The sequence below is a fragment of the Variovorax sp. EL159 genome (assembly GCF_900100965.1).
In the GTDB taxonomy this organism is placed as follows: domain Bacteria; phylum Pseudomonadota; class Gammaproteobacteria; order Burkholderiales; family Burkholderiaceae_C; genus Variovorax.
Map to the genome: position 1 here is coordinate 123,315 of NZ_FMUJ01000006.1, position 22,876 is coordinate 146,190.

At 66.9% G+C, this 22,876-nt stretch carries 20 protein-coding genes and 1 tRNA gene; 6 read left to right on the forward strand and 15 right to left on the reverse strand.

What is annotated here, in order from left to right; translation table 11 throughout:
* Positions 1-3 precede the first annotated feature (3 nt).
* Together BLQ28_RS24600 and BLQ28_RS24605 are read right to left on the reverse strand one after the other, a co-directional pair.
* Positions 4-996, reverse strand: a complete 993-nt coding sequence (locus tag BLQ28_RS24600; RefSeq protein ID WP_093245784.1) for a Bug family tripartite tricarboxylate transporter substrate binding protein — start codon at positions 994-996, stop codon at positions 4-6.
* 44 nt (positions 997-1,040) lie between these two features.
* Positions 1,041-3,371 carry an acyl-CoA dehydrogenase family protein gene (locus BLQ28_RS24605; RefSeq protein ID WP_093245787.1) on the reverse strand — a complete coding sequence of 777 codons (2,331 nt, stop codon included), beginning with the start codon at positions 3,369-3,371 and terminating at the stop codon, positions 1,041-1,043.
* A 138-nt stretch (positions 3,372-3,509) separates the two neighbouring features.
* Here BLQ28_RS24605 and BLQ28_RS24610 point away from each other — a divergent pair, with 138 nt between their 5' ends.
* From BLQ28_RS24610 to BLQ28_RS24620, 3 genes are read left to right on the forward strand one after another with little or no spacing between them, the layout of a single operon-like run.
* Entirely contained in the window at positions 3,510-4,292 is a 783-nt protein-coding gene (locus BLQ28_RS24610) for a citryl-CoA lyase (protein ID WP_093245789.1), read from the forward strand.
* Positions 4,293-4,321: 29 nt separating this feature from the next.
* A complete protein-coding gene (locus BLQ28_RS24615) occupies positions 4,322-5,485 on the forward strand; it encodes an acyl-CoA dehydrogenase family protein (protein ID WP_093245791.1) in 1,164 nt (387 codons plus the stop codon).
* Between the two features lie 13 nt (positions 5,486-5,498).
* Positions 5,499-6,860 carry an MmgE/PrpD family protein gene (locus BLQ28_RS24620; RefSeq protein ID WP_093245794.1) on the forward strand — a complete coding sequence of 454 codons (1,362 nt, stop codon included), beginning with the start codon at positions 5,499-5,501 and terminating at the stop codon, positions 6,858-6,860.
* Between the two features lie 6 nt (positions 6,861-6,866).
* On the opposite strand, the gene BLQ28_RS24625 is transcribed toward BLQ28_RS24620, so the two are convergent.
* The 10 genes from BLQ28_RS24625 to yaaA all read right to left on the reverse strand — a co-directional run bounded on the left by BLQ28_RS24625 (position 6,867) and on the right by yaaA (position 16,671).
* Positions 6,867-7,574 carry an arylmalonate decarboxylase gene (locus BLQ28_RS24625; protein ID WP_093245797.1) on the reverse strand — a complete coding sequence of 236 codons (708 nt, stop codon included), beginning with the start codon at positions 7,572-7,574 and terminating at the stop codon, positions 6,867-6,869.
* 319 nt (positions 7,575-7,893) lie between these two features.
* The gene (locus tag BLQ28_RS24630; protein WP_093246163.1) at positions 7,894-8,904 is read right to left on the reverse strand and encodes a Bug family tripartite tricarboxylate transporter substrate binding protein; all 1,011 of its coding nucleotides are present in this window, start codon (positions 8,902-8,904) and stop codon (positions 7,894-7,896) included.
* Between the two features lie 102 nt (positions 8,905-9,006).
* Complete coding sequence (locus BLQ28_RS24635; RefSeq protein WP_093245799.1) at positions 9,007-10,161, reverse strand: mandelate racemase/muconate lactonizing enzyme family protein; 1,155 nt, start codon at positions 10,159-10,161, stop codon at positions 9,007-9,009.
* Between the two features lie 146 nt (positions 10,162-10,307).
* On the reverse strand, positions 10,308-11,195 hold the full coding sequence (locus tag BLQ28_RS24640; RefSeq protein ID WP_093245802.1) for a LysR family transcriptional regulator: 888 nt from the start codon (positions 11,193-11,195) through the stop codon (positions 10,308-10,310).
* Between the two features lie 13 nt (positions 11,196-11,208).
* Positions 11,209-12,099: a LysR family transcriptional regulator gene (locus tag BLQ28_RS24645; RefSeq protein ID WP_093245804.1), complete on the reverse strand. Its 891-nt coding sequence runs from the start codon at positions 12,097-12,099 to the stop codon at positions 11,209-11,211.
* Positions 12,100-12,190: 91 nt separating this feature from the next.
* Positions 12,191-13,096 (reverse strand): SDR family NAD(P)-dependent oxidoreductase, encoded by a 906-nt coding sequence (locus BLQ28_RS24650; RefSeq protein WP_093245807.1) that lies wholly within the window; start codon positions 13,094-13,096, stop codon positions 12,191-12,193.
* 118 nt (positions 13,097-13,214) lie between these two features.
* Positions 13,215-14,108 carry an NADPH-dependent 7-cyano-7-deazaguanine reductase QueF gene (gene queF / locus BLQ28_RS24655; protein ID WP_093245810.1) on the reverse strand — a complete coding sequence of 298 codons (894 nt, stop codon included), beginning with the start codon at positions 14,106-14,108 and terminating at the stop codon, positions 13,215-13,217.
* Positions 14,105-15,013 carry an alpha/beta fold hydrolase gene (locus BLQ28_RS24660; protein ID WP_093245813.1) on the reverse strand — a complete coding sequence of 303 codons (909 nt, stop codon included), beginning with the start codon at positions 15,011-15,013 and terminating at the stop codon, positions 14,105-14,107. The genes queF and BLQ28_RS24660 overlap by 4 nt, the downstream gene beginning before the upstream one ends.
* A gap of 33 nt (positions 15,014-15,046) precedes the next feature.
* A complete protein-coding gene (locus tag BLQ28_RS24665) occupies positions 15,047-15,889 on the reverse strand; it encodes a 2OG-Fe(II) oxygenase (RefSeq protein ID WP_093245816.1) in 843 nt (280 codons plus the stop codon).
* Positions 15,889-16,671 carry a peroxide stress protein YaaA gene (gene yaaA, locus BLQ28_RS24670; protein WP_093245818.1) on the reverse strand — a complete coding sequence of 261 codons (783 nt, stop codon included), beginning with the start codon at positions 16,669-16,671 and terminating at the stop codon, positions 15,889-15,891. Before yaaA ends, BLQ28_RS24665 begins: the two co-directional genes overlap by 1 nt.
* Positions 16,672-16,777: 106 nt before the next feature.
* On the opposite strand from yaaA, the gene BLQ28_RS24675 reads away from it, so the two are divergent.
* Together BLQ28_RS24675 and galU are read left to right on the forward strand one after the other, a co-directional pair.
* Complete coding sequence (locus BLQ28_RS24675) at positions 16,778-19,657, forward strand: valine--tRNA ligase (protein ID WP_093245820.1); 2,880 nt, start codon at positions 16,778-16,780, stop codon at positions 19,655-19,657.
* Positions 19,658-19,765: 108 nt separating this feature from the next.
* Positions 19,766-20,659, forward strand: a complete 894-nt coding sequence (gene galU / locus BLQ28_RS24680) for a UTP--glucose-1-phosphate uridylyltransferase GalU (protein ID WP_093245822.1) — start codon at positions 19,766-19,768, stop codon at positions 20,657-20,659.
* Positions 20,660-20,743: 84 nt separating this feature from the next.
* Here galU and BLQ28_RS24685 read toward each other — a convergent pair whose 3' ends face one another.
* The 3 genes from BLQ28_RS24685 to cysM form a co-directional block, all read right to left on the reverse strand.
* Positions 20,744-20,971 (reverse strand): sulfurtransferase TusA family protein, encoded by a 228-nt coding sequence (locus BLQ28_RS24685; protein WP_093245824.1) that lies wholly within the window; start codon positions 20,969-20,971, stop codon positions 20,744-20,746.
* Entirely contained in the window at positions 20,961-21,539 is a 579-nt protein-coding gene (locus BLQ28_RS24690; protein WP_093245827.1) for an NUDIX domain-containing protein, read from the reverse strand. The genes BLQ28_RS24685 and BLQ28_RS24690 overlap by 11 nt, the downstream gene beginning before the upstream one ends.
* A 76-nt stretch (positions 21,540-21,615) precedes the next feature.
* Positions 21,616-22,518 carry a cysteine synthase CysM gene (gene cysM / locus BLQ28_RS24695; RefSeq protein WP_093245830.1) on the reverse strand — a complete coding sequence of 301 codons (903 nt, stop codon included), beginning with the start codon at positions 22,516-22,518 and terminating at the stop codon, positions 21,616-21,618.
* A gap of 41 nt (positions 22,519-22,559) precedes the next feature.
* On the opposite strand from cysM, the gene BLQ28_RS24700 reads away from it, so the two are divergent.
* Positions 22,560-22,644: transfer RNA gene (locus BLQ28_RS24700), tRNA-Leu, on the forward strand.
* Positions 22,645-22,876 lie beyond the last annotated feature (232 nt).

The following is a 22,876-nucleotide window of genomic DNA, read 5'->3' on the forward strand; positions in this document are numbered from 1 at the left end:
CGTCTATTCCGCCTCGATGCCCTTGGACGCGCTCGCCCAGAGCCTGCGGTCGGACACGCCTTTGGTCGCCAGCAGGTCCGGCGCCCCCGACCACACGTCATAGCCCTGTTCGCGCAACCGGCGCGCAATGTCTTCGCGCGCCAGCATCTTCTGCGCAGCGGCATTCACGCGCGCAACCAGCGCCGGGTCCATGCGCGCCGGGCCGTAGAGGCCGAACCAGCCGCCCACGTCGTAGCCGGGCACGCCCGACTCGATCATGGTCGGCACCTCGGGCAGCATGCGGTTGCGCTGGCGCGAGGTCACGGCCAGCGCGCGCACCTTGCCCGACTGGATGAAGGGCTTCGAGGTGGCGATGATGTCGAACATCATCGTCACGGTGCCGCCCATCACGTCGGCCAATGCGGGCGCGCTGCCCTTGTAGGGCACATGCGTCATCTGCACGCCGGTCATCTTCTCCAGCAATGCGCCGCTCAGGTGGTTGGACGCGCCCACGCCCGCCGAGCCGTAGAACACCTTGCCGGGCCGCGCCTTCGCATAGGCCAGCAGCTCGCCCACGTTGCGCACGGGCAGCTCGTTGTTGACCACCAGCACGTTGGTGTAGTCCACCAGCGGCGCGATGGGCGTCAGGTCCTTCATCGGATCGAAGGCCATGTGGCGCTGCACGTTCGGGTTGATGGTGATGGTCGGGCTCGCGCCGAAGAACAGCACGGTGCCGTCGGGCGCGGCCTTGGCGACCGCGTCGCCGCCGAGCGAACCGCTGGCGCCGGGCCGGTTGTCGACGATGACCTGCGTGCCCAGCTCCTGGCTCAGCGCGGGCGCGAGCAGCCGCGCCGCGCCATCGACCGGGCCACCGGCCGAATAGCCGACCACGAGCTTGATGAGCGATGGCAAGGGCTGCTGCGCAAGAACGCGAGAAGGCAAGGGCAGCGTGGCGAGCGCTGCGCTGCCCGCCAGCGCGGCCATGAGGTGGCGGCGCGAGAAGTCGATGGGTGTCATGGGCGTTGTCTCCTGTTGTGTATTTCTTCGGCGGCTCACATCGCTCAGGCCGGCAAGTCCAAAACTTGCCGCGCGAGGATGTTGCGCTGTATCTCGTTGGTGCCGCCGTAGATCATTGCGGCGGTGGAGCCGATAAGCGGCGACAGCACGTTGAAGGTCTGCCCATCGAGCACCTGGTCGCCGGCAACAGCGCCCTGCTCTTCCCCGGCCTCGACCAGCAGCGCGCCGATGCGGTGGAAAGTCTCGCTGGCCCAGATCTTCAGCAGCGACACCGACGCGGGCAGCGGCTTGCCGGCCCGCACGATGTCGGCAAAGCTCGTGTAGGCGGCGGTCAGGTCGGCCACGTCGAGCCGCAACGCGACGAAGCGCTGCGCAAACACCGGGTCGGCGAACAGGCGCCGCGCCTGCGCCAGCCGCGCGAGCTGGCCCAGCGCGTACTGCGACTGCTTGGGGCTGCCGAGAAAGATGCGCTCGAAACCCAGCAACGCCTTCGCGATCGTCCAGCCGCCGTGCAGCTTGCCCACGAGGTTCTCGGCCGGCACGCGCACGTTGTCGAAGAACACCTCGCAGAACTCCGGCTCGCCCGCCAGCGTGTGGATCGGCCGCACGGTGATGCCCGGCGTGCGCAGGTCGCACAGCAGGAAGCTGATGCCCTCCTGCTTGCGCGCATCCTTGTCGGTGCGCACAAGCATGAAGATGTGGTTGGCGTCCTGCGCGAGCGTGGTCCAGATCTTCTGGCCATTGACGACGAAGTGATCGCCCTGCGCATCGCGCGCGGGCAAGGCCTCGGTGCGCAGACCCGCAAGGTCGGAGCCGGCGTTGGGCTCCGAATAGCCCTGGCACCACACATGCTCGCCGCTCAGGATGCGCGGCAGAAAGCGCTGCTGCTGCTCGGGCGTTCCGTGCTGGATCAGCAGCGGCCCGATCATCACGATGCCCTGGTCGGGCGCGCGTGCCACGCCGTACTGCTCCAGTTCCTCGATCCAGGCGATGAGCTTGTCGGCCGGCAGGCCCATGCCGCCATGCGCCTGCGGCCACGCCGGTGCGATCCAGCCCTGCCCCGACAGCGTGAGGTACCACTCGCGCATCTCGCTCCAGCGTGCGCGGTGCGACAGGTAGCGCAGTTCTTGCGGATAGCGCTGCTGCAGAAAGCCGCGCACCATGCGGCGGAAATCGGGCTCGGGCATCGCGGCCCAGTCGGCCTGGCGCGGGAACTCGCCGGTCCAGGCTTCCGTCGTGCCCGAGGTACTGCCGGCCTCTTCCGTCAGCGCGGCATGGCGGCGCTGATGTGCCGTGACGTTACCCAGCCATGCCGAAAGGCACAGCGCGCGCTTGTAGAACAGGCTCAGGTCGCATTCCTGCGTGTAGCCGATGGCGCCATGCAGCTGCACGGCCGCGCGCGAGGCCTGCAGCGCGGCGGCGGTGCAGCGCGCATTCGCGCGGCTGGCCTCGGCTTCGAGCCGGTTGCACGACAGGCCTTGCGCCGCCAGCGCGAGCACTTCGTTCAATGTGGCCTGCGCCACTTCGAGGTGAATGAACATATCGACGCAGCGGTGCTGCAGCGCCTGGAAGCTGCCGATGGGCTTGCCGAACTGCGAACGCGTGCGCAGGTACACCAGCGTCTGCGCCAGCATCGCCTGCCCCGCGCCCAATAACTCGGCCGCCTGCAGGATCTGGCCAGCCGCGAGTGCGTAGCGCAGCGCGTCTTGCGCGGCGACGCCTTCGGCCAGCACGGCGCCGGGCGGCAACACGACCTGCTCGAAACGCAGGTTGGCGGCCTGGCTGCCATCGACCAGCGGCACCAGCGTTTCGCTCACGCCTTCGGTGCCGCGCGGCACCCACAGCAGCACCGCATCGTCGTCACCGCGCGCCGACACCAGCCAGCCGCTGGCGGCAGCGCCGGGCAGCACCATGAGCTTTTCGCCTTGGAGCAGCACGCCGCCCGCCTGTGCGCCATGCACCTCGCAGCCGCAGGCCAGCGGCACCGCGCTCAGGTCGCCCGCGCTTTCCTGCCAGGCCAGTGCGGGCAGGCTGCGGCCTTCGACCAGTTCGCGCAGCAAGGCATGTGCGCCCGGCGTGTCCAGCCGCGCCAGCAGCAATGCGCTGAGGCCGGCCACTGCGAGCAGCGGTTCGGGCGCAACATGCTCGCCCGCGGCGCGCAGGATTTCTGCCGCACCGTCGAGCCCCAGCGCCAGGCCGCCCGCCGATTCAGGTGCCAGCATGCCGGGCCAGCCGAGGGCCACGATGTCCTTCCAGCTTTGTGCTTCGTCGCCGTCCGGTTGTTCGGTGCGGGTGCGCCGCCTGCCGATGGCGCGGCTTCGCACGAAGTAGTCCAGCGCCGCTTCGCGCACTGCCGCGAGTGATTCGGTGTCCATCCAGTTTGCCTGCCTCGTTCCGTTGCAAAGACGGATCGCAGCGTGCCTGAAGACCCCGCCGCAGGGCATTTGCATTTGCCGAAGGGAGGGTTTCGCAATCAAAGAGCAGCCTTGCGTACAGAGGCATAAATTCGCCCCATGACCAAGATCAAGAAATCCCTGCACACCGAACTCGGCCACAGCACGCCCGACAAGATCACCGTTCGCGGGCGCGATCTGCCGTCCGAGATCCTCGGCCACCTGAACCTGGGCGACATGGCCTTCCTGGAGCTGACCGGGCGCATCCCGACGCCGCAGGAGTCGGTGACCTTCAACGCCATCGTTGTCACGTTGGTCGAGCATGGCGTCACGCCCAGCGCGCTGGCTGCGCGCCTCACTTACGCAGGCGCCCCCGAGGCACTGCAGGCCGCAGTGGCCGCCGGCCTGTGCGGCCTGGGCACGGTGTTCGTGGGCAGCACCGAAGGCGCGGCCAAGATGCTGTACGAGGCGATTCCGTTCGGCGAGAAGCCGACGCGCCCGCTCGCCGACATGGCGAAAGACATCGTGGCCGATTACCGTGCGCGCAAGCAGATCGTGCCGGGCCTGGGCCATCCGCTGCACAAGCCGATCGATCCGCGCACGCCGCGCCTCTTTCAGATCGCGGCCGAGAACGGCCTGTCGAGCCACTACGTCGCACTGATGCAGGCGGTGCAGGAAGAAGCCGAGCGCGTGTCGGGCAAGTCGCTGCCGATCAACGCCACCGGCGCCATCGGCGCGATTGCCGCCGAGTTCGGCTTTCCGTGGAAGATCATTCGCGGCTTCGGCGTGATGGCGCGCGCCATCGGCCTGGTGGGCCACATCCTCGAAGAGATCGACGACCCGATGGCCATCGAGATCTGGCAGCGTGTGGAAAAGGAAGCCGGCGGCCCGCGCCAGGACTGAGCGAGCGAACGAGCGAACAGCAAACGACGATGAACAACGCCAACGACAAGAGCTTTCCCGACATCCGCGATGCGGTGCGCGACCTGTGCGCGCAGTTTCCCAACGAGTATTTCCGCAAGATCGACGAGGCCCGTGGCTACCCCGCCGAGTTTGTCGATGCGCTCACCAAGGCCGGCTGGATGGCCGCGCTGATTCCGCAGGAATACGGTGGCTCGGGCCTGGGCCTGACCGAAGCCTCGGTCATCATGGAAGAGATCAACCGCTGCGGCGGCAACTCCGGCGCCTGCCACGGCCAGATGTACAACATGGGCACGCTGCTGCGCCATGGCAGCGAAGCGCAAAAGCGCGAGTACCTCCCACGCATCGCCACCGGCGAGCTGCGCCTGCAGTCGATGGGCGTGACCGAGCCCAGCACCGGCACCGACACCACCAAGATCAAGACCACGGCCGTGAAGAAGGGCGACCGCTACGTCATCAACGGGCAGAAGGTGTGGATCTCGCGCATCCAGCATTCAGACCTGATGATCCTGCTGGCACGCACCACGCCGCTGGCGGACGTGAAGAAGAAGTCCGAAGGCATGTCGATCTTCATCGTCGACCTGCGCGAAGCCATCGGCAAAGGCATGACGGTGCGGCCCATCCTGAACATGGTGAACCACGAGACCAACGAGCTGTTCTTCGAGAACCTGGAGATTCCGGCCGAGAACCTGATCGGCGAGGAAGGCCAGGGCTTCAAGTACATCCTCGACGGCCTGAACGCCGAGCGCACGCTGATCGCGGCCGAGTGCATCGGCGACGGCTACTGGTTCATCGACAAGGTGACGGCCTACACCAAGGAGCGCGTGGTGTTCGGCCGCCCCATCGGCCAGAACCAGGGCGTGCAGTTTCCGATTGCCGAAGCCTTCATCGAGATCGAAGCCGCCAACCTGATGCGCTACGAGGCCTGTCGCCTGTTCGACGCGCACCAGCCCTGCGGCGCGCAGGCCAACATGGCGAAGTACCTCGCGGCCAAGGCAAGCTGGGAAGCGGCCAATGCCTGCCTGCAGTTCCACGGCGGCTTCGGCTTTGCCTGCGAATACGACATCGAGCGCAAGTTCAGGGAAACGCGGCTGTACCAGGTCGCGCCGATCTCGACCAATCTCATCCTGAGCTACGTTGCGGAGCACATGCTCGGCCTGCCCCGCTCGTTCTGAAGGGACCGCACCCATGACCGATTCGAATCATCCGAGCAAAGTGCTCGCCACCTTCGCCGCCGAACTGAAGTTCGCGGACATCCCTGCCCCTGTCTTGCGCCGCACCGAAGACCTGATGCTCGACTGGCTCGGCTCGGTGCTCGCGGCCCGCACGTCGCGCCCGGTGCGCAGCATCGAGCGCTTCGCGCAGATGATGGGCCCCGCCGACGGGCCGAGTGAAATACTGACGTCGCGCCGCACCAGCTCGCCCGTGTTCGCGGCGCTGGTCAATGCCGCCGCCTCGCACTTCGTGGAGCAGGACGATGTGCACAACGGCTCGGTGTTTCACCCGGCTGCCGTGGTGATTGCGCCCGCACTCGCGGTGGCACAAAGCATCGGTGCCAGCGGCGCGCAGTTACTGACGGCCGTGGTCGCGGGTTATGAAGTCGGCATCCGCGTCGGTGAGTTCCTCGGCCGCTCGCACTACAAGACCTTCCACACCACTGCGACGGCGGGCACGCTCGCGGCCGCCGCCGCAGTGGGCCGCCTGCTCGACCTCACGCCGCAACAGATGCTGCATGCCTTCGGCTCGGCCGGCACGCAATCTGCCGGTGTGTGGGAGTTCTTGCGCGATGCCGCCGATTCCAAGCAACTGCATTGCGCGCATGCCGCAGCCAGCGGGTTGATGTCGGCTTACCTTGCGCAAGACGGCTTCACGGGTGCCGCAAGAATCCTCGAAGGCGCGCAGGGCCTTGGCGTGGGCATGTCGAGCGATGCCGATCCTGCGAAGCTCACCGACCGGCTCGGCACGCGCTGGGCGCTGGCCGAAACCTCCTTCAAGTACCACGCTTCTTGCCGCCACACGCATACGGCAGCCGATGCGCTGCTGCAGGTGATGACGCAGAACAAGCTCAAGCCGAAAGACGTTTCGCACGTGACCACGCACGTGCACCAGGGCGCCATCGACGTGCTGGGCCGCGTGACCGTGCCGGCGACCGTGCACCAGGGCAAGTTCTCGATGGGCACCGTGCTGGGCCTGATCGCGGTGCACGGCCGCGCGGGCCTGGGCGAGTTCGACCGCGACTTTCTTGCGCCAGAGGTTGCGGCCTTTCGCGACAAGGTGACGATGCAACTCGACACCGAAGTCGATACGGCCTACCCCGCGCGCTGGATCGGCAAGGTCAGCGTGCACACCGCCGATGGCCGCACGCTGCAGGGCCGCGTGGACGAGCCCAAGGGCGATCCGGGCAACAGCCTGAGCCGGGCAGAGATCGAAGACAAGATGCAGCGCCTGACGCACTACGGCGAAGGAGCGACGGCGCAAGAAGCAAAGGCCTTGTGCCAGCGCATCTGGCAGTTGGCCGACGCGCCAAAGGTCGAGCGTCTGCTCGCCTAGGCGTCTTCAGGCGAAAAGGCGTCCCTGGCCGGGCGAGCGTGCATCGAGTCCGGCCGTGCGCACCAGGTCCCAGAAGCCCGCCGGCGAGCTGGAGACCACCGGCACCTGAAGCCGCGCCTCGACCTCGCGCACCGCATCGAGCGTGACCAGCCCGCCGCACGAGATGAGGATTCCATCGGCACCCGGTTGGGCCTCGAAGACTTTCACGCAAAGATCGACCAGCACCTGCGTCGGCACCTCGCCGACCTTCTGCACATCGGAGATCGAGAGCCCTTCGAGCGCCAGCGGCTCGAAGTCGCTCTGCGCCAGATAGAGCCGCAGCTGCGTGTTCACTTCGTCGATGTAGGCCGTGGCCACCGCCACGCGCCGGATGCCCAGGCTGCGCAGCCCGTTGACGATGGCGTTGCTCATGGTGGAACACGGCAGGCCGGTGGCACTGGCCATTTCCACTTCAAGCTGCCGGTTGAATGCGGCGCCGCGAAAGAAGCTCAGTGAAGTGCCCATAAGCGACACGGCGCTCACGCCATCGGCCTTGAGTTCGAGGGCCTTGTCGATGACCGAGTCGATCACCTCCGTGTAGCCGCGCGTGGAGATTTCGCCAAGGCCGAGCCCGCGGGCGCTGAAGCGGATTCGGTCGCCGTAGAGCAGCGGGCCGTCTACGGGGACTGCGCCGGCGGCGGGTGGGACGATCAGGCCTAGATGGGGTTGTTGCATTCAGTGGTTCCTCTGCTTGTTGCTTGTGTTCTTGTGTCGTTTGTTCGGGGCGCGTGCACAGGACATCGGGTACTCCCCTTCGCGAATGTCCCCCGGCCTGCGGCCTCCTCCTTTATTTCGCTGCGGGGAGCACCCGATGCCCTGCGCACAAGAGGCGCTGTCGTTGTGCTCGCCGATCAACAACCGCACTGCTCAACGCTCACGCTGGCGGGGTGCCTTGCGCAGCGAAATAAAGGAGGAGGGGCGAGGGACATTCGCGGAGCAAGGCACCCCGTCGGCGTGAGCGTCGCCCTGAACGACGCACCCCCCACACAAAAACCTAGTTCCCTTCAGCCACGATGTGCTGCTCCGCAATGATGCGTTTCCACCGCGCGGTCTCATCCGCCATGTCCTTGCCCAATTGAGCCGGCGTCGCATAGGCCCGCAATGTGCCCTGTGCGGCAGCAGCAGCCCCAGCTTCAGGCGTATCGAGCACCGTCTTCACCGCAGTGGAGAGCTTCTGCACGATCTCGTTCGGCGTACCGGCCGGCGCCAGCACGAAGATGCGCGGCGCCACGTCGAAGCCCGGCAATGCATCGGCCAGCGGCGCGACGCCCTCCGCGCCTTCGAGCTTAGCGGTGTTCATCAACGCCAGCGCCCGCAGCTTGCCCGCCTTGGCCTGCGCCATCGCGGCCGTGGCGCTGACCACGCCGATCGGCACCTGCCCGCCGATCACGTCGGGCACGATCTGCGCAGCGCCACGGTATGGCACATGCACGACGAAAGTGCCGGTGGACTGCTTGAGCATCTCGAAGCCCAGGTGCTGCACGGTGCCGACACCCGAGGTGGCAAACGAATAGCGGGCCGGATGCGCCTTGAGCAGCGTCACCAGTTCGGCCGGCGTCTTCGCCGGAAAGTCGTTGCCGGTGACGATCATCAGCGGCGAGATGAAGGCGCCCGCCACCGGCTTGAAGCTGGTCAGCGGGTCGATGCCCATCTTCGGCTGCAGCAGCTTGGCAATGAGCAAAGCGCTGTCGCCCATCATCAGCGTGTAGCCATCGGGCGGCGCCTTCGCCACGAGGTCGGCCGCGATGAGCCCGGTGGCGCCGGTGCGGTTTTCGACCAGCACCTGCTGGCCCAGCACGGCCGACAGGCGCACGCCGAGCAGGCGCGCCACCGCGTCGACCCCGCCGCCGGCCGAGTAGCCCACCACGAGGCGGATGGGCTTGTCGGGGTACTTCTGCTGGGCCCATGCGGCGGGCGCGGCCAGCGCCCCCATCAGGCCCAGGGCCACCACGGCCCGCAATGCATGCCGGCGCGCCGGCGGTCGATTCGCTTGTCTGGCTTTCATCATGTCTCCGTTGTTCTGGGGTCATCGCCGGCCGTCTGCGCGGCCTGGTCATGTTCGGAAATTGTCTTGCTGCGTGCGTGCGTGCGTCGCTCGCGCCTCGGCTCAGGCCTTGCCCTTTCCGTGCGAGGTCGGTAGTTTCGCCAGCTCGCGCACGCGCTCGGCATTGGGCGCAAAGCCGAGCCCCGGCGTCTCGGGCAGCGTGAGCCAGCCCTGGTCGGGCACTGGCAGGCCATCGAAGATCTGCTTGAGCATCTGCACGGCGACGTAGTGGTACTCGACCAGACCGCCGTTCGACACGCCCGCATGCAGGTGCATGTTGTGGAAGGGCCAGGCGCCGCCGTTGTCGATGGGCACATTGAAGGCCTGCGCCATGCCGGCGATCTTCAGGCACTGCGAATAGCCGCCCGAGATGGTCACGTTGGGCTGCAGCACGTCGGCCGCCTGGTTCACCAGCAGGTCGCGGAAACGGAAGGCCAGGCCTTCGTTCTGGCCGCAGGCCAGCGGGATGCGGGTGCGCGCGCGCAGCTGGGCCATCTGGCGCACGTCGTTCTGCGTGAGCGGCTCCTCGAAGAAGCTGATGCCGTAGGGCTCGATGCGCTGCGCCAGTTCGGTCGCATGAAACAGGTCGAGGCCGCAGTTGGCGTCGACGTACAGCTTCACGTCGGGGCCGACGGCTTCGCGCACGGCGGCGACGCGGCGCACGTCTTCGGCGATGACTTCGTCGAGCGGCCGCGGTTCGTCGCGGCGCGCCAGCGCGTGGTTGCCGACGGTCATCTTCAGGCGCTGGAAGCCCTGCGACACCCACAGCTTGGCGGCGGCCGCGAGCTGGTCGCGCTCGAAGAACCCGAAGCCGAAGGTGGCGTACACCGGCACCTTGGCGCGTGCACCGCCGAGCAGGCGCCACAGCGGCTGGCCGAGTGCCTTGGCCTTGATGTCCCACAGCGCGATGTCGAGCGCGGCGATGGTGTGGCTGGCGTAGCCGGTCTGGCCGCGTGGCGACAGCAGCCAGTAGAGCTTGTCCCACAGGCGCTCGGTGGCCATCGGGTCTTCGCCGATGAGCGCGGGGCCGGCCACTTCGCGCACGGCGGCGGCGATGATTTCTTCTTCGGTGATGGCGGTCATGCCGTGGCCGACGAGGCCGGTGTCGGTCTCGATCTCGGTCAGGCACAGGGACAGCGATGTCTGCTTGTTCAGGCCCACCACGTCGATGGTGACCGGGATGTTCAGCGGCGTGGCGCTGACGCGGATGATCTTCAAGAATGTCTCCTTTGCTGGGTGGCCGCCTGGTGATCTTGCGATCTGGCAGGGGCGATCTTTGCGCGGTGGACGCCGGAGAACAATTCGTTTTTGGCGGGCGCGAGGCTTCGCGGCGCGCGAAGGCTCGGGCTCAGGGCCCGCTCGCCTCAGTCGGGCCGGCCGAGGTGCTCGAGCACCGAGCGCGCGGCCACGGTCAGGTCTTGTTGCCGGCGCACGCACAAGAGGTGCCGGCGCACCGCCCACGGCGCATCGAGCTTCAGGCAGCGCAACCGCAATATCTGCAGCTGCGACAGCACGGCCGCATAGGGCAGCACGCCGATGCCGACGTTCTGCTCCACCATGCGGCACACCATGTCGAAGCTGCCGACCTGCATGCGCACCTTGAGCGGCACCTGCGCCTCCAGCGCCGCGCTCAGCAGCACGCGGTGCAGCGCCGTGCCTTCGCGCACCACGATATGGTCGTGCCGCAGCACCTCGTCCACGTCGATGCGCTTGCGGCGGGCCAGCGGATGCTCGCGCGCGACGATCACGGCCAGCTCGTCGGTGCGGTACGGCAGGCATTCGAGGTTCTCGGCGGGCGTGTTGCCCTCGATCACGCCGATGTCGGCCAGGCCGGCCTGCACCGCCTTCACTACCTCGGTGCTGGCGCGCTCCTGCAGGTCGATCTTGAGCACCGGATGCAGCCGCAGGAAGGAGCCGATCTGCGCCGGCAGGAACTGCGCAATGGTCGATGCATTGGCCGTGATGCTGACCACGCCCGCCACGCCGTTCTGGAAGTCGTCGAGCTCGGCGCCCAGCCGGTCCATGGCCGACAGCACGGCGCGCGCATGCAGCAGCAGGCCGTGGCCCGCCGACGTGAGCGTGACGCCGCGCGCATGGCGCACCAGCAGCGGCAGCCGCGCGCGGGCTTCGAGGTCGGAGATGCGCTTGCTCGCGGCCGCCAGCGCGATGTGGCAGCGCTTGGCACCTTCGCTGATGCTGCCGTGGTCGGCCACGGTCACGAAAAGACGCAGCGATTTCAGGTCGGCTGACATGCGGCGCGCGCCTTCAGGGGGCAACGAGGTGGTCGAACAGTTCGCGCGCCGAAGCCGGCAGTTGCTCGCGGTCGCGCGCGATGAGCTTGAGTTCGCGTTCGGCCCACGCATCGCTCAATGGAACCGTGGCGATGCGCATCGCCATCGACAGCCGCTGCGCCGACGACGCCGGCAGCACGCCGACGCCCACGCCGGCTTCGATCATCAGGCAGATGGCTTCGAAGCTGCTGACCTGGATGCGCGGGTTGAAGCCCCGGCCCGCCAGCTCCGCGCGGCGCTGCAGAAAGCGATGGATGGCGCTGCCGTGGTGCAGGCCGACGTGCTGCTCGTCGAGCGTGTCGGCAAAGGCCACCGAGGGCGCGCCCGCAAGGTGGTGCGTGGCCGGCACGACCAGCACGAGGTGGTTGCGCCCGAAGGCGCGCGCGTCGAATTCGCCGGTGTGCACATCGCCGGCCAGGATGCCGATGTCGGCCTCGCCATCGGCCACCGCGCGCACGATTTCTTCGCTCAGGTATTCGCGCAGGTCCACCTGTACGGCCGGATGCTGCGTGAGAAAGCCTGCGAGCTTTTGCGGCAGGTATTCGGTGATGGAGGTGGTGTTGGCGAACACCCGCACGTGGCCCTTGATGCCCTTGCCGAAGTCCTGCATGTCGCAGCGCAGGTGCTCCATCTGCTGCATCACGCGCTTGGCGTGGTACAGCACGGCCTGCCCGGCGGCGGTGAGCGTCACGCCCTGCGCGCTGCGATGCAGCAGCTTGCCGCCCACGGCCTCTTCCATCTGCTTGATGCGGGTGGAGGCGGCAGCCAGCGAGATGCAGGCTTTTTCGGCGCCGCGCGTGAGGCTGCGCGCGTCCGCCACGTAGACGAACAGTTTCAGGTCGAACAGGTCGAAATGCAGGTTCACCGGGCAGCCGCACGAAGGAGAAAAGGAACGCGCATTGTCCGGCGAATGATGCGATGCGCGCCCCGGTGTGCGCCCTTGTGCGGGTTTGACCTCAGACCGGGTCCCAGCTGAACACGTCGGCCGAGCGGTCCAGCGGATAGAAGCTGGCGCGCATCGCGGGCATGGCGTGCTCGGCGATGCTCTGCGGCGTCCAGCCTTCGGAGCGGTGCACGGAGCGCACCGGGCGCGGCTGGCTGATGAGCGAAATTTCGTTGTTGCGCACCGAAAAAATCTGCCCATTGACCGCACTCGCCGCATCGCTCGCCAGGTACACGGCGAGCGGTGCGACCTTGGCCGGCGTCATCTGCTTGATCTTGTCGACGCGGGCGCGCTGCTCGTCGGTGTCGGTGGGAATGGCGCCGATCATGCGGCTCCAGGCAAAGGGCGCGATGCAGTTGGAGCGCACGTTGAACTTGAGCATGTCGAGCGCGATGGACTTCGACAGCGCCACGATGCCGAGCTTGGCCGCCGCGTAGTTGGCCTGGCCGAAGTTGCCGATGAGGCCCGAGGTCGAGGTCATGTGCACCATCGCGCCGGCGTTCTGCTCCTTGAAGTGCGTGGCGGCCGCGCGGCTCACGTAGTAGGCGCCGTACAGGTGCACCTTGAGCACGGCGTCCCATTCGTCGACCGACATCTTGTGGAAGAAGCGGTCGCGCAGGATGCCGGCGTTGTTGACCACCGCATCGATGCGGCCGAAGCTTTCGACGGCGCATTCGACGATGCGCGCCGCGCTGGCGGCATCGGCCACGCTGTCGGTGTTGGGCACGGCCTGGCCGCCGGCGGCGCGGATCTCATCGACCACCTGCTGCGCCGGGCCGGTGCTGCCGCCGGCGCCGTCGAGCGCGGCGCCGATGTCGTTGACCACCACCTTGGCGCCGTTGCGGGCCATGGCCAGTGCGATGTCGCGCCCGATGCCGCCGCCCGCGCCGGTGACGACGACCACTTTTCCTTCAACCATTTTTGTCTCTGCTCCGGATGTTTGCCCGCGCGATTGACGGGCAAATCCAGAATGCCACAGGAGTGGCAGGAGCGGCTTTCGGGTTTCCGAAGAGGGTCTTCGGCGGCGCCCCGGCTGTTTACTGCCGCGCCGTGCGAATGTTCGCCGGCAGCGCCTGCGGCCAGCTCGTGCGGAACGGGTTGATGTCCAGCCCGCCGCGCCGCGTGTAGCGCGCATACACCGCGAGCTTGGTGGGCTGGCACTGGCGCCAGATGTCGGTGAACATGCGCTCGGCGCAGGGCTCGTGGAATTCGTTGTGGTTGCGAAAGCTCACGATGTACGCGAGCAGCCCGGCCTGGTCGATGGGCGGGCCGCTGTAGCGGATCTGCACGCTGCCCCAGTCGGGCTGGCCGGTGACGAGGCAGTTGCTCTTGAGCAGGCGGCTGGTCAGGGTCTCGTTCACGTGCACCTGCGTGGCGTCGCTGCTCAGCAGCTCGGGCGCGGGCTGGTAGCGGGTGCACTCGATGTCGAGCCGGTCGAGGTCGAGGCCGTCGATTTCATGCACCGGCTCGCGGTCGAACAGCTCGGGCGTGAGCAGCTTCACGCCGATGCCACCGGTCTGGTCGCTGCCGCGCCAAGCGGCTTCGGCGAGGTCGGTGCGCAGGTGCTCGCGCACGGCATCGACGCTTGCGAAGGTGCTGTTGTTGAAGCTGTTCAGGTAGAGCTTGAACGACTTGCTCTCGATGATGTTCGGCGTTTCGCACGGGATGGTGAAGTGCGCGATGGCCAGCTGCGGCTTGCCGCGCGGGTTGAGCCAGCTCACTTCGAAGGCGGTCCAGAGGTCGGCGCCGAAGAAGGGCAAGGCGCCGGCCCGGATGCCCATGGCTTCGCGCTGGGTGGCGCGGGCGATGGGGAACAGCAGCGAGGGGTCGTACCTGTCGGCATACGCCGAGGCGCGGCCCAGCTGCGATTGCTCGGGGGTGTCGTGAACGTTCGGAACGTTCGGGTCGTGGGGTTGGTTGTCGGTGCTCATGTCTTGTCCTTGGCGTCCGCTGCATGGGCGAACGGGGCGATGTGGTTGGCGAGGATGGTGCAGACCTCGGGCGGCAGGTCGTGGCCCATGCCGGGAACGGCGACGAACTGCGCGCCGGGAATGCGCCTGGCCGAGTCTTCCCCGCACGCGATGGGCACGAGGGCATCGGCGTCGCCGTGCAGCACCAGCGTCGGGCTCTGGATGCGCGGCAGCACCTTCGGGCGCTCGTCGTCGGCGCCGATGGCGAGCATCTGCCGCAGCATGCCGGCCGGGTGATAGGCGCGGCGCATGCTGAAGGTGAGGCGCTCGGCCAGTTCTTCGTCGGTCTGCGGATAGGCCGGGCTCTGGATGAGCCGCAGCAGCCTGATGCTGTGCGCCACAAGCTCGGCTTCGCTCTTGCCAAGAGGCCGGCGCATGAGCATGGCCGCGACTTCGCGGCGCGGGCCGGGCAGGCCGCGCGCGCCGCTCGAACTCATGATGCTCACGAGGCTCGCGGCGCGATGCGGCGCGGTGGCGGCCAGGCGCTGCGCGATCATGCCGCCCATCGAGGCACCGACGATGTGGGCCTTGGCGATGCCGAGCGCGTCGAGCACGCCGATCGAATCGCGCGTCATGTCCTGCAGGGTGTAGGCCGAGCGCACCTTGAGGCCGAGCCGGTGGCGGATGGTTTCCCAGATGAAGTTGCCGGTGCCGGCATGGTCGAAGCCCTGGCTCAGGCCGATGTCGCGGTTGTCGTGGCGCACCACGCGAAAGCCGGCGTCGACCAGTTGCTGCACGAAGGCGGTGGGCCAGGCGATCAACTGCATGCCCAGGCCCATGATGAGCAGGATGACAGGGCGCCCGTCTGCGCTGCCGCCACCGGTATCGTCGACTTCGATCTGCAGGCCGTTGGCGGTGAGTTTCATCGGGTCCTTGTTGTTGTGCTGCGGCTTCTTTTCTTACTTGAATTCGCGCTCGCGCAGCCACTTGGTGGCGACCCACTTCTCGCCCGCCAGCACCGGCGCGCCGCCGTGCAGGGTGCGGGTGACGGGGTCGGGGCGGTCGTAGCTGAAGAACACGCCGGTGCCGCGCACGGGCGCGACTTCGAGGCCGACGTCGGGGAAGGTGGTGGCCCCGCCCTGCTCGGGCTCCTGCAGGTACATCACGAGCGTGGCCACGCGCTGGCCGCCACGCTTGAGGATGGTGGGCGTGCCGGGCTCGTGGGGATCGAAGTAGTCGTAGTGCGGGCGGTACTGCGCACCGGGCGCATAACGCAGGATCTGCAGGCCCTCGCCGTAGGCCAGCGGCCAGCGCAGCAGCATGGCGATGCGCTGCTCGACGCGGGCGACGATCTCGTTTTCGCCGCGCTCGAAGAACATGCCGTCGCTGGTGCGGTCGACGTTGAGCACCTCGCCGCCGGTGCGTGTTTCGACGGTGAGCGAGCGCGCCAGGCGCACGCGCGCGGCAGCGATCAGCCCTTCGCATTCCTCGCTCGACAGCAGGTTGCCGAAGACGATCACGCGCGGATGCCGCAGGGTGTGCAGCACCTGCACGCGGCGGTCGCCGGCATCGAGGTAGAGCGGCGCGCCGTCGAGGTCGGGGCCGGGCATCTCGGTGCGCGCGGGGGCCAGTGCCGCCTCGACATCGGGAAAGCCGGCCTCGAGCTGGGCCAGCGCCACGTCAGTGGCCGAATCGTGCCAGCCGGCCGCGCGCATCGACGCGCGCAGTGCGGGCACCGAATGACCGGCCGCCAACTGGGCAACCAGCCATTCGCGCAACTCCGGACTGATCGGTTGAGACATCAGATTTTTCTCCTGAACACCAGCCTTTCGGCTGTCGACACCTGAGCGTCGAAACCATAACCTTCGAGGTCGAATTTTTCCAGTGCCTTGGGCGTGGCCGCCTTGTGCTGCACGGCCCAGCGCGCCAGCAGGCCGCGGGCGCGCTTGGCGAAGAAGCTCACGATCTTGTACTTGTCGCCCTTCCACTCCTGGAACACGCATTCGACCACGCGGGCCTTGAGCACCTTCTGGTCGACCGACTTGAAGTATTCCTGCGAGGCGACATTGATGACGACCGGCGTGCGGTCGGCCGCCAGGCGCTCGTTGAGGTGCTCGGCGATGCGCGAGCCCCAGAAGGCGTACAGGTCCTTGCCGTGGCGGTTGGGCAGCGCGGTGCCCATCTCGAGCCGGTAGGGCTGCAGGCGGTCGAGCGGACGCAGGATGCCGTACAGGCCGCTGAGGATGCAGACGTGGTCTTGCGCCCAGTCGAGCTGCGCCTTGGTGAGCGTGCGGGCATCGAGGCCGCCGTAAACGTCGCCGTCGAAGGCGAAGGCCGCCTGGCGCGCGTTCTTTTCGGTGCTCTTGCTGGACCAGGCTTCGTAGCGTGCCACGTTGAGCGCCGAAAGCTTGTCCGACAGGTGCATCAGTTCGGAGATCTGCTGGGGCGACTTTTCGCGCAGCAGCTTGATCAGTTCGGCCGAGGGGCCGCGCGGGGCTTCGAAGTGGGGTTGGGTGGCGGGGATTTCGGAGGAAACCGGGGTGTCGTAGTCGAGTGACTTTGCAGGGGAAAGCAGGAAGAGCATCCCAGAATTATCAGTGGCAGCCGTACCCGAAAGCCGCGCCGGTAAAATCCCCGGCAATCCCACCTCTGTCACCAACGGCACCCGAGGGTGCCGTTTTGCATTCCCCATGAGCGAACCCACTACCCCTCCCGCACAACCTGGTCTCGACAGCCTGTCGAAATCGTTCGAACCCGCCGCCATCGAGGCGCACTGGGGCCCGGAATGGGAGAAGCGCGGCTATGCCAAGGCGGGCTTCCGCGGCACGCAGCAGCCCAAGGAAGGCGCCGATTCGTTCGCGATCCAGCTGCCGCCCCCCAACGTGACGGGCACGCTGCACATGGGCCATGCGTTCAACCAGACGATCATGGACAGCCTCACGCGCTACCACCGCATGAAGGGCGACAACACGCTGTGGCTGCCGGGCACCGACCATGCGGGCATCGCGACGCAGATCGTGGTGGAGCGCCAGCTGCAGGAGCAGAAGATCAGCCGCCACGACCTGGGCCGCAAGAACTTCGTGGAACGCGTCTGGGAGTGGAAAGAGAAGTCGGGCAACACCATCACCCGCCAGATGCGCCGCATGGGCGACACGGTGGACTGGAGCCGCGAGTACTTCACGATGGACGACGACCTCTCCAAGGTCGTGATGCACACCTTCGTGAAGCTCTATGAAGAAGGCCTGATCTACCGCGGCAAGCGCCTGGGCAACTGGGACCCGGTGCTCAAGACCTCGGTGAGCGACCTCGAGGTCGAGAGCGAGGAAGAAGACGGCTCGCTCTGGCACATCGCCTACCCGCTGGAAGACGGCAGCGGCACGCTGACCGTGGCCACCACCCGGCCCGAGACCATGCTCGGCGACACGGCCGTGATGGTCCACCCCGAAGACGACCGCTACAAGCACCTGATCGGCCAGCGCGTGAAGCTGCCGCTGGTCGACCGGCTGATCCCGATCATTGCGGACGAGTACGTCGACAAGGCCTTCGGCACCGGCGTGGTCAAGGTCACGCCCGCGCACGACTACAACGACTACGCGGTCGGCCAGCGCCACAAGCTCGAGGTGATCGGCATCCTGACGCTCGACGCGACCATCAACGACAACGCGCCCGAGAAGTACCGCGGCATGGACCGCTTCGTGGCACGCAAGGCCATCGTGGCCGACCTCGATGCGCTGGGCCTGCTGGTCGAGGTGAAGAAGCACAGGCTGATGGTGCCGCGCTGCGCGCGCTCGGGCGCCATCGTCGAGCCGATGCTGACCGACCAGTGGTACGTGGCCATGACGCGCCCCGGTGCCGACGGCCAGTCGATCGCGCAGAAGGCCATCGACGTGGTGAAGTCGGGCGAGGTGCGCTTCGTGCCCGAGAACTGGGTCAACACCTACAACCACTGGATGGAGAACATCCAGGACTGGACCATCTCGCGCCAGCTCTGGTGGGGCCACCAGATCCCGGCCTGGTACGACGAAGAAGGCAATGTGTACGTGGCCGAGGACGAGGCCGCGGCGCAGGCCAAGGCACCGGGCAAGAAGCTCACGCGCGACGAGGACGTGCTCGACACCTGGTATTCGGCATCGCTCTTCCCCTTCTCCACGCTGGGCTGGCCCGAAAAGACGAAGGATCTCGAGCTGTACCTGCCCTCGCAAGTGCTCGTGACGGGCTACGACATCATCTTCTTCTGGGTCGCCCGGATGATCATGATGACCAAGCACTTCACCGGCAAGGTGCCGTTCAAGGACATCTACATGCACGGCCTGGTGCGCGATGCGCAGGGCAAGAAGATGAGCAAGTCCGAAGGCAACGTGCTGGACCCGGTCGACCTGATCGACGGCATCCAGCTGCCCGAACTGCTCGAGAAGCGCGTGCAGGGCCTGCGCAAGCCCGAGACCGCGCCGACGGTGCGCAAGAACACGCAGAAGGAATTCCCGGACGGCATTCCGGCCTTCGGCGCCGACGCGCTGCGTTTCACCTTCGCGTCGCTGGCCTCGCTGGGCCGCGGCATCAACTTCGATTCGAAGCGCTGCGAGGGCTATCGCAACTTCTGCAACAAGCTGTGGAACGCCACGCGCTTCGTGCTGATGAACTGCGAAGGGCAGGACTGCGGCCTGCTGGAGCACACGAAGGAAGAATGCAAGGTCGGCGGCCCGGCGCATGGCTACCTGAAGTTCAGCCGTGCCGACTACTGGATCGTGTCGCAGCTGCAGCGCGTCGAGGCCGACGTGGCCAAGGGCTTCGAGGAGTACCGCCTCGACAACGTGGCCAACGCGATCTACCAGTTCGCCTGGGACGAGTTCTGCGACTGGTACCTGGAAATCGCCAAGGTGCAGATCCAGACCGGCGACGATGCGCAAAAGCGCGCCACGCGCCGCACGCTGATCCGCGTGCTCGAGACGCTGCTGCGCCTGGCGCATCCGGTGATCCCGTTCATCACGGAAGAGCTGTGGCAGAAGGTGTCGAAGGTCGCGGGCCGCGAAGGCGAGTCGATCATGATCGCGGCCTATCCGAAGAGCCAGCCCGAGAAGATCGATGAAGCGGCCGAGGCGCATGTGGCGCGGCTGAAGGCGCTGGTCGATGCGTGCCGTACCTTGCGCGGCGAGATGAACGTGTCGCCCGCCGTGCGCCTGCCGCTCTATGCGGTGGCCGACGATGCCGAAGGCGCGGCCTTCCTGCGCGAATCGGCGCCTGTGCTGCAGGCACTGGCCAAGCTGAAGGAAGTGAAGGTCTTCGACGACGAGGCCTCGTGGCAAGCGGCTGCAGAAGCGGCGCCCGTGGCGGTGGTGGGCGCGGCGCGCCTGTGCCTGCACATGGAAATCGACAAGGTGGCCGAGCGTGCCCGCATCGGCAAGGAAATCGCGCGCATCGAGGGCGAGATCGCCAAGGTGCACGGCAAGCTCGGCAACGAAGCCTTCGTGGCCAAGGCACCGCCGGCCGTGATCGAGCAGGAGCGCAAGCGCCTGGCCGACTTCACCGCCACGCTGGAGCGCCTGCGCGACCAGCTTGTGCGCCTCGGCTGACAGACGCGGCGAATATCGGGCGTTTAGGATGCTGGTTCGGCACTTGCTTGCCGCTCCAGCTTTCTGATTCAACCTCCCAACTTTCAACGAACCGACGCTGAACTGCCCATGTCCACCACACCATCGACACGTATCCGCAAGGCTGTATTTCCGGTTGCAGGCTTTGGCACCCGCTTCTTGCCCGCCACCAAGGCACAGCCCAAGGAAATGCTGCCGGTGGTCGACAAGCCGCTGATCCAGTACGCTGTCGAAGAGGCGTACGCCGCCGGCATCCGCGACATGATCTTCGTGACCGGCCGCAACAAGCGCGCCATCGAAGACCACTACGACACCGCCTACGAGCTCGAAAGCCAGCTCGAAGCCAGCGGCAAGAGCGCATTGCTCAATATCGCACGCTCGGTGATGCCCGACGACATGACCTGCTCTTACGTGCGCCAGCCGCGCATGCTGGGCCTGGGCCATGCGGTGCTGTGCGCCGAGCATCTGGTGGGCAACGAGCCCTTCGCCGTGCTGCTGGCGGACGACCTGATGGTCGGCCCCGATGGCGGCGAGCCGGTGCTTGCGCAAATGACGGCTGCTTTCGCGCGCCTTGGCGCATCGCTGCTGGCCGTGCAGGAAGTGCCGCAAGCGCACGTCAAGCGCTACGGCATCGTGGCCGGCGAGACGGTCGAAGACGGCCTGGTGAAGGTCAACCGCATGGTCGAGAAGCCCAAGCCCGAAGAAGCGCCATCGCGCCTGGGCGTGGCGGGCCGCTACATCCTCACGCCAGGCGTGTTCGACGAGATCCGCAACCAGCCCAAGGGCGCGGGCGGCGAGATCCAGCTGACCGACGGCATCGCGGCGCTGATGAAGAAGGAATCGGTCTATGCCTATGCCTACAAGGGCATCCGCTACGACTGCGGCAGCAAGGAAGGCTTTCTGCAGGCCACCGTGGAACTGGCGCTGGCGCACCCCGAAGTGGGCAGCGAGTTCCGCGAATATCTCAAGAGCCTGAAGCTGTAACGGCCTCGGTCTTGGTCTTTCTCCTTCCCCCTCTGGGGGAAGGCAGGGATGGGGGCCAGCGGCCTCACCATCCACCCCGGAAATTCAGCGCCTCTTCAGCACATGAACGAAGTCGCTCCCCACCGTCTCCTGCGCCATCAGCTCATTGCCCGTCTGGCGCGCAAAGGCCTGAAAGTCGCGCACCGACCCCGGATCGGTCGACACCACCTTCAGCAGCTGTCCGCTCGCCATGTCGTTGAGCGACTTCTTCGCCTTGAGGATGGGCAGCGGGCAGTTCAGCCCTCGCGTGTCGATTTCGCGATCAACTTCCACGCTTCGGCTCCTCGGGCGGCAGATTGAGGCCCCGGCGGCGCTCTTCGTTCTCGGCGGCGGTGAAGAACACGGGCTCGTGTCCGCGCGTGCGCAGCCAGTCGGCCAGCGCATAGCCGGTGCCCGCAGGCCAGCAGCGCAGGTCCGGCAGGTCGTAGAGGCGGTAGTCGACCAGCTCGGGTGACAGCTTCACATCGCCATCGGCCACCACGTGGTAGGCGATGATGATCTGGTTCATGCGCTGGAAATCGTAGGCACCGACGAGCTTCGTGGCACTGACCTCGAGGTTCGTTTCTTCCTTCACCTCGCGCGCAATGCCCTCTTCGGGCGTCTCGCCGGCTTCCATGAAGCCGGTGATCAGCGCGTACATCTTGCCGGGCCAGGCGGCATTGCGGGCCAGCAGCACCTGGCCGCGGTACTCGACGATGCCGGCCAGCACCGGCGTCGGGTTGTTCCAGTGGGTGTGGCCACAGTTCGGGCAGCGCAGGCGCTCCTTGGGGCCGCCGTCTTCCATCAACGCGATCCACTCCAGCGGCGTGGCACAGACCTGGCAAAACTTGGGATGGGGCATGTGGGGTCTCTGTTCTTTTTCTGGGGGCTTGCAGCGCCCATGGGAGGGCGCCGCAGCGGGTTTTGTTGTCAGCGGATCACGCGGGGAACACGCCGGTCGACAAGTACCGGTCGCCGCGGTCGCACACCACGAAGACGATGGTTGCGTTCTCGACCTTTTTCGCCACTTCGAGCGCGGCCCACAGCGCACCGGCGGCCGAAATGCCACCGAAGATGCCTTCTTCGCGCGCCAGGCGACGGCACATTTCTTCGGCGTTGTCCTGGCTCACGCTGATTTCTTCGTCGACGCGGCTCGGGTCGTAGATCTTGGGCAGGTACTCGGCCGGCCACTTGCGGATGCCGGGAATGCGCGAGCCTTCGGCCGGCTGCGCGCCGATGATGCGCACCGCCGGGTTCTTTTCCTTCAGGAAGCGCGAGACGCCGGTGATGGTGCCCGTGGTGCCCATGGCGCTCACGAAATGCGTGATCTTGCCCTTGGTATCGGCCCAGATCTCGGGGCCGGTGGTTTCGTAGTGGATGCGCGGGTTGTCGGGGTTGGCGAACTGGTCGAGCACCCGGCCCTTGCCCTGCGCCACCATCTGCTCGGCCAGGTCGCGGGCGTATTCCATGCCGCCGCTCTTGGGCGTGAGCACGAGTTCGGCGCCGAAGGCCTTCATGGTCTGGGCGCGCTCGACGGAAAGGTCCTCCGGCATGATCAGCACCATGCGGTAGCCCTTGACGGCCGCAGCCATCGCCAGCGCGATGCCGGTGTTGCCGGACGTGGCCTCGATCAGGGTGTCGCCGGGCTTGATCTCGCCCCGCTCTTCCGCCCGTTTGATCATCGAAAGCGCGGGCCGGTCTTTCACCGAACCCGCGGGATTGTTGCCTTCGAGCTTGCCGAGAATCACGTTGCCACGCTTGGCGTTCTCTGCCGCATCGATGCGCTGCAGCGCCACCAGGGGGGTTTTGCCGATGGCATCTTCGATCGTCGGATAATTCATGCCAGCCACTGTGCCATAATTTTGGGCTTCCTTCCGGATGTGCCCGGGTGGTGAAATTGGTAGACGCAGGGGACTCAAAATCCCCCACCGAAAGGTGTGCCGGTTCGATTCCGGCCCCGGGCACCACGAGACACCGTCTCACCCCACATCAAAAAAACCCGCTCGCCTCCCAGGCGCAGCGGGTTTTTCTTTGCCTCAAGCCGTCTCGGCCCCTGGCATCCCATGCCGGCACTTTGTCAGTGCCTCCGTACCCGGCACTCGGCGTCTGCCCTGGAAGCCCCATGACCCAGGCTCGCCAGCAGCGCGAGAAATCGCGTGCGGAACTGCCCCGGCGCCTTCGCACCGGGGCCTGCACGCA

Excerpts from the sequence above, each read along its gene's own strand:
- BLQ28_RS24600 (WP_093245784.1), bottom strand. The coding sequence starts at position 996 with ATGACACCCATCGACTTCTCGCGCCGCCACCTCATGGCCGCGCTGGCG.
- BLQ28_RS24605 (WP_093245787.1), bottom strand. The coding sequence starts at position 3,371 with ATGGACACCGAATCACTCGCGGCAGTGCGCGAAGCGGCGCTGGACTAC.
- BLQ28_RS24610 (WP_093245789.1), top strand. The coding sequence starts at position 3,510 with ATGACCAAGATCAAGAAATCCCTGCACACCGAACTCGGCCACAGCACG.
- BLQ28_RS24615 (WP_093245791.1), top strand. The coding sequence starts at position 4,322 with ATGAACAACGCCAACGACAAGAGCTTTCCCGACATCCGCGATGCGGTG.
- BLQ28_RS24620 (WP_093245794.1), top strand. The coding sequence starts at position 5,499 with ATGACCGATTCGAATCATCCGAGCAAAGTGCTCGCCACCTTCGCCGCC.
- BLQ28_RS24625 (WP_093245797.1), bottom strand. The coding sequence starts at position 7,574 with ATGCAACAACCCCATCTAGGCCTGATCGTCCCACCCGCCGCCGGCGCA.
- BLQ28_RS24630 (WP_093246163.1), bottom strand. The coding sequence starts at position 8,904 with ATGAAAGCCAGACAAGCGAATCGACCGCCGGCGCGCCGGCATGCATTG.
- BLQ28_RS24640 (WP_093245802.1), bottom strand. The coding sequence starts at position 11,195 with ATGTCAGCCGACCTGAAATCGCTGCGTCTTTTCGTGACCGTGGCCGAC.
- BLQ28_RS24650 (WP_093245807.1), bottom strand. The coding sequence starts at position 13,096 with ATGGTTGAAGGAAAAGTGGTCGTCGTCACCGGCGCGGGCGGCGGCATC.
- queF (WP_093245810.1), bottom strand. The coding sequence starts at position 14,108 with ATGAGCACCGACAACCAACCCCACGACCCGAACGTTCCGAACGTTCAC.
- BLQ28_RS24660 (WP_093245813.1), bottom strand. The coding sequence starts at position 15,013 with ATGAAACTCACCGCCAACGGCCTGCAGATCGAAGTCGACGATACCGGT.
- BLQ28_RS24665 (WP_093245816.1), bottom strand. The coding sequence starts at position 15,889 with ATGTCTCAACCGATCAGTCCGGAGTTGCGCGAATGGCTGGTTGCCCAG.
- yaaA (WP_093245818.1), bottom strand. The coding sequence starts at position 16,671 with ATGCTCTTCCTGCTTTCCCCTGCAAAGTCACTCGACTACGACACCCCG.
- BLQ28_RS24675 (WP_093245820.1), top strand. The coding sequence starts at position 16,778 with ATGAGCGAACCCACTACCCCTCCCGCACAACCTGGTCTCGACAGCCTG.
- galU (WP_093245822.1), top strand. The coding sequence starts at position 19,766 with ATGTCCACCACACCATCGACACGTATCCGCAAGGCTGTATTTCCGGTT.
- BLQ28_RS24690 (WP_093245827.1), bottom strand. The coding sequence starts at position 21,539 with ATGCCCCATCCCAAGTTTTGCCAGGTCTGTGCCACGCCGCTGGAGTGG.
- cysM (WP_093245830.1), bottom strand. The coding sequence starts at position 22,518 with ATGAATTATCCGACGATCGAAGATGCCATCGGCAAAACCCCCCTGGTG.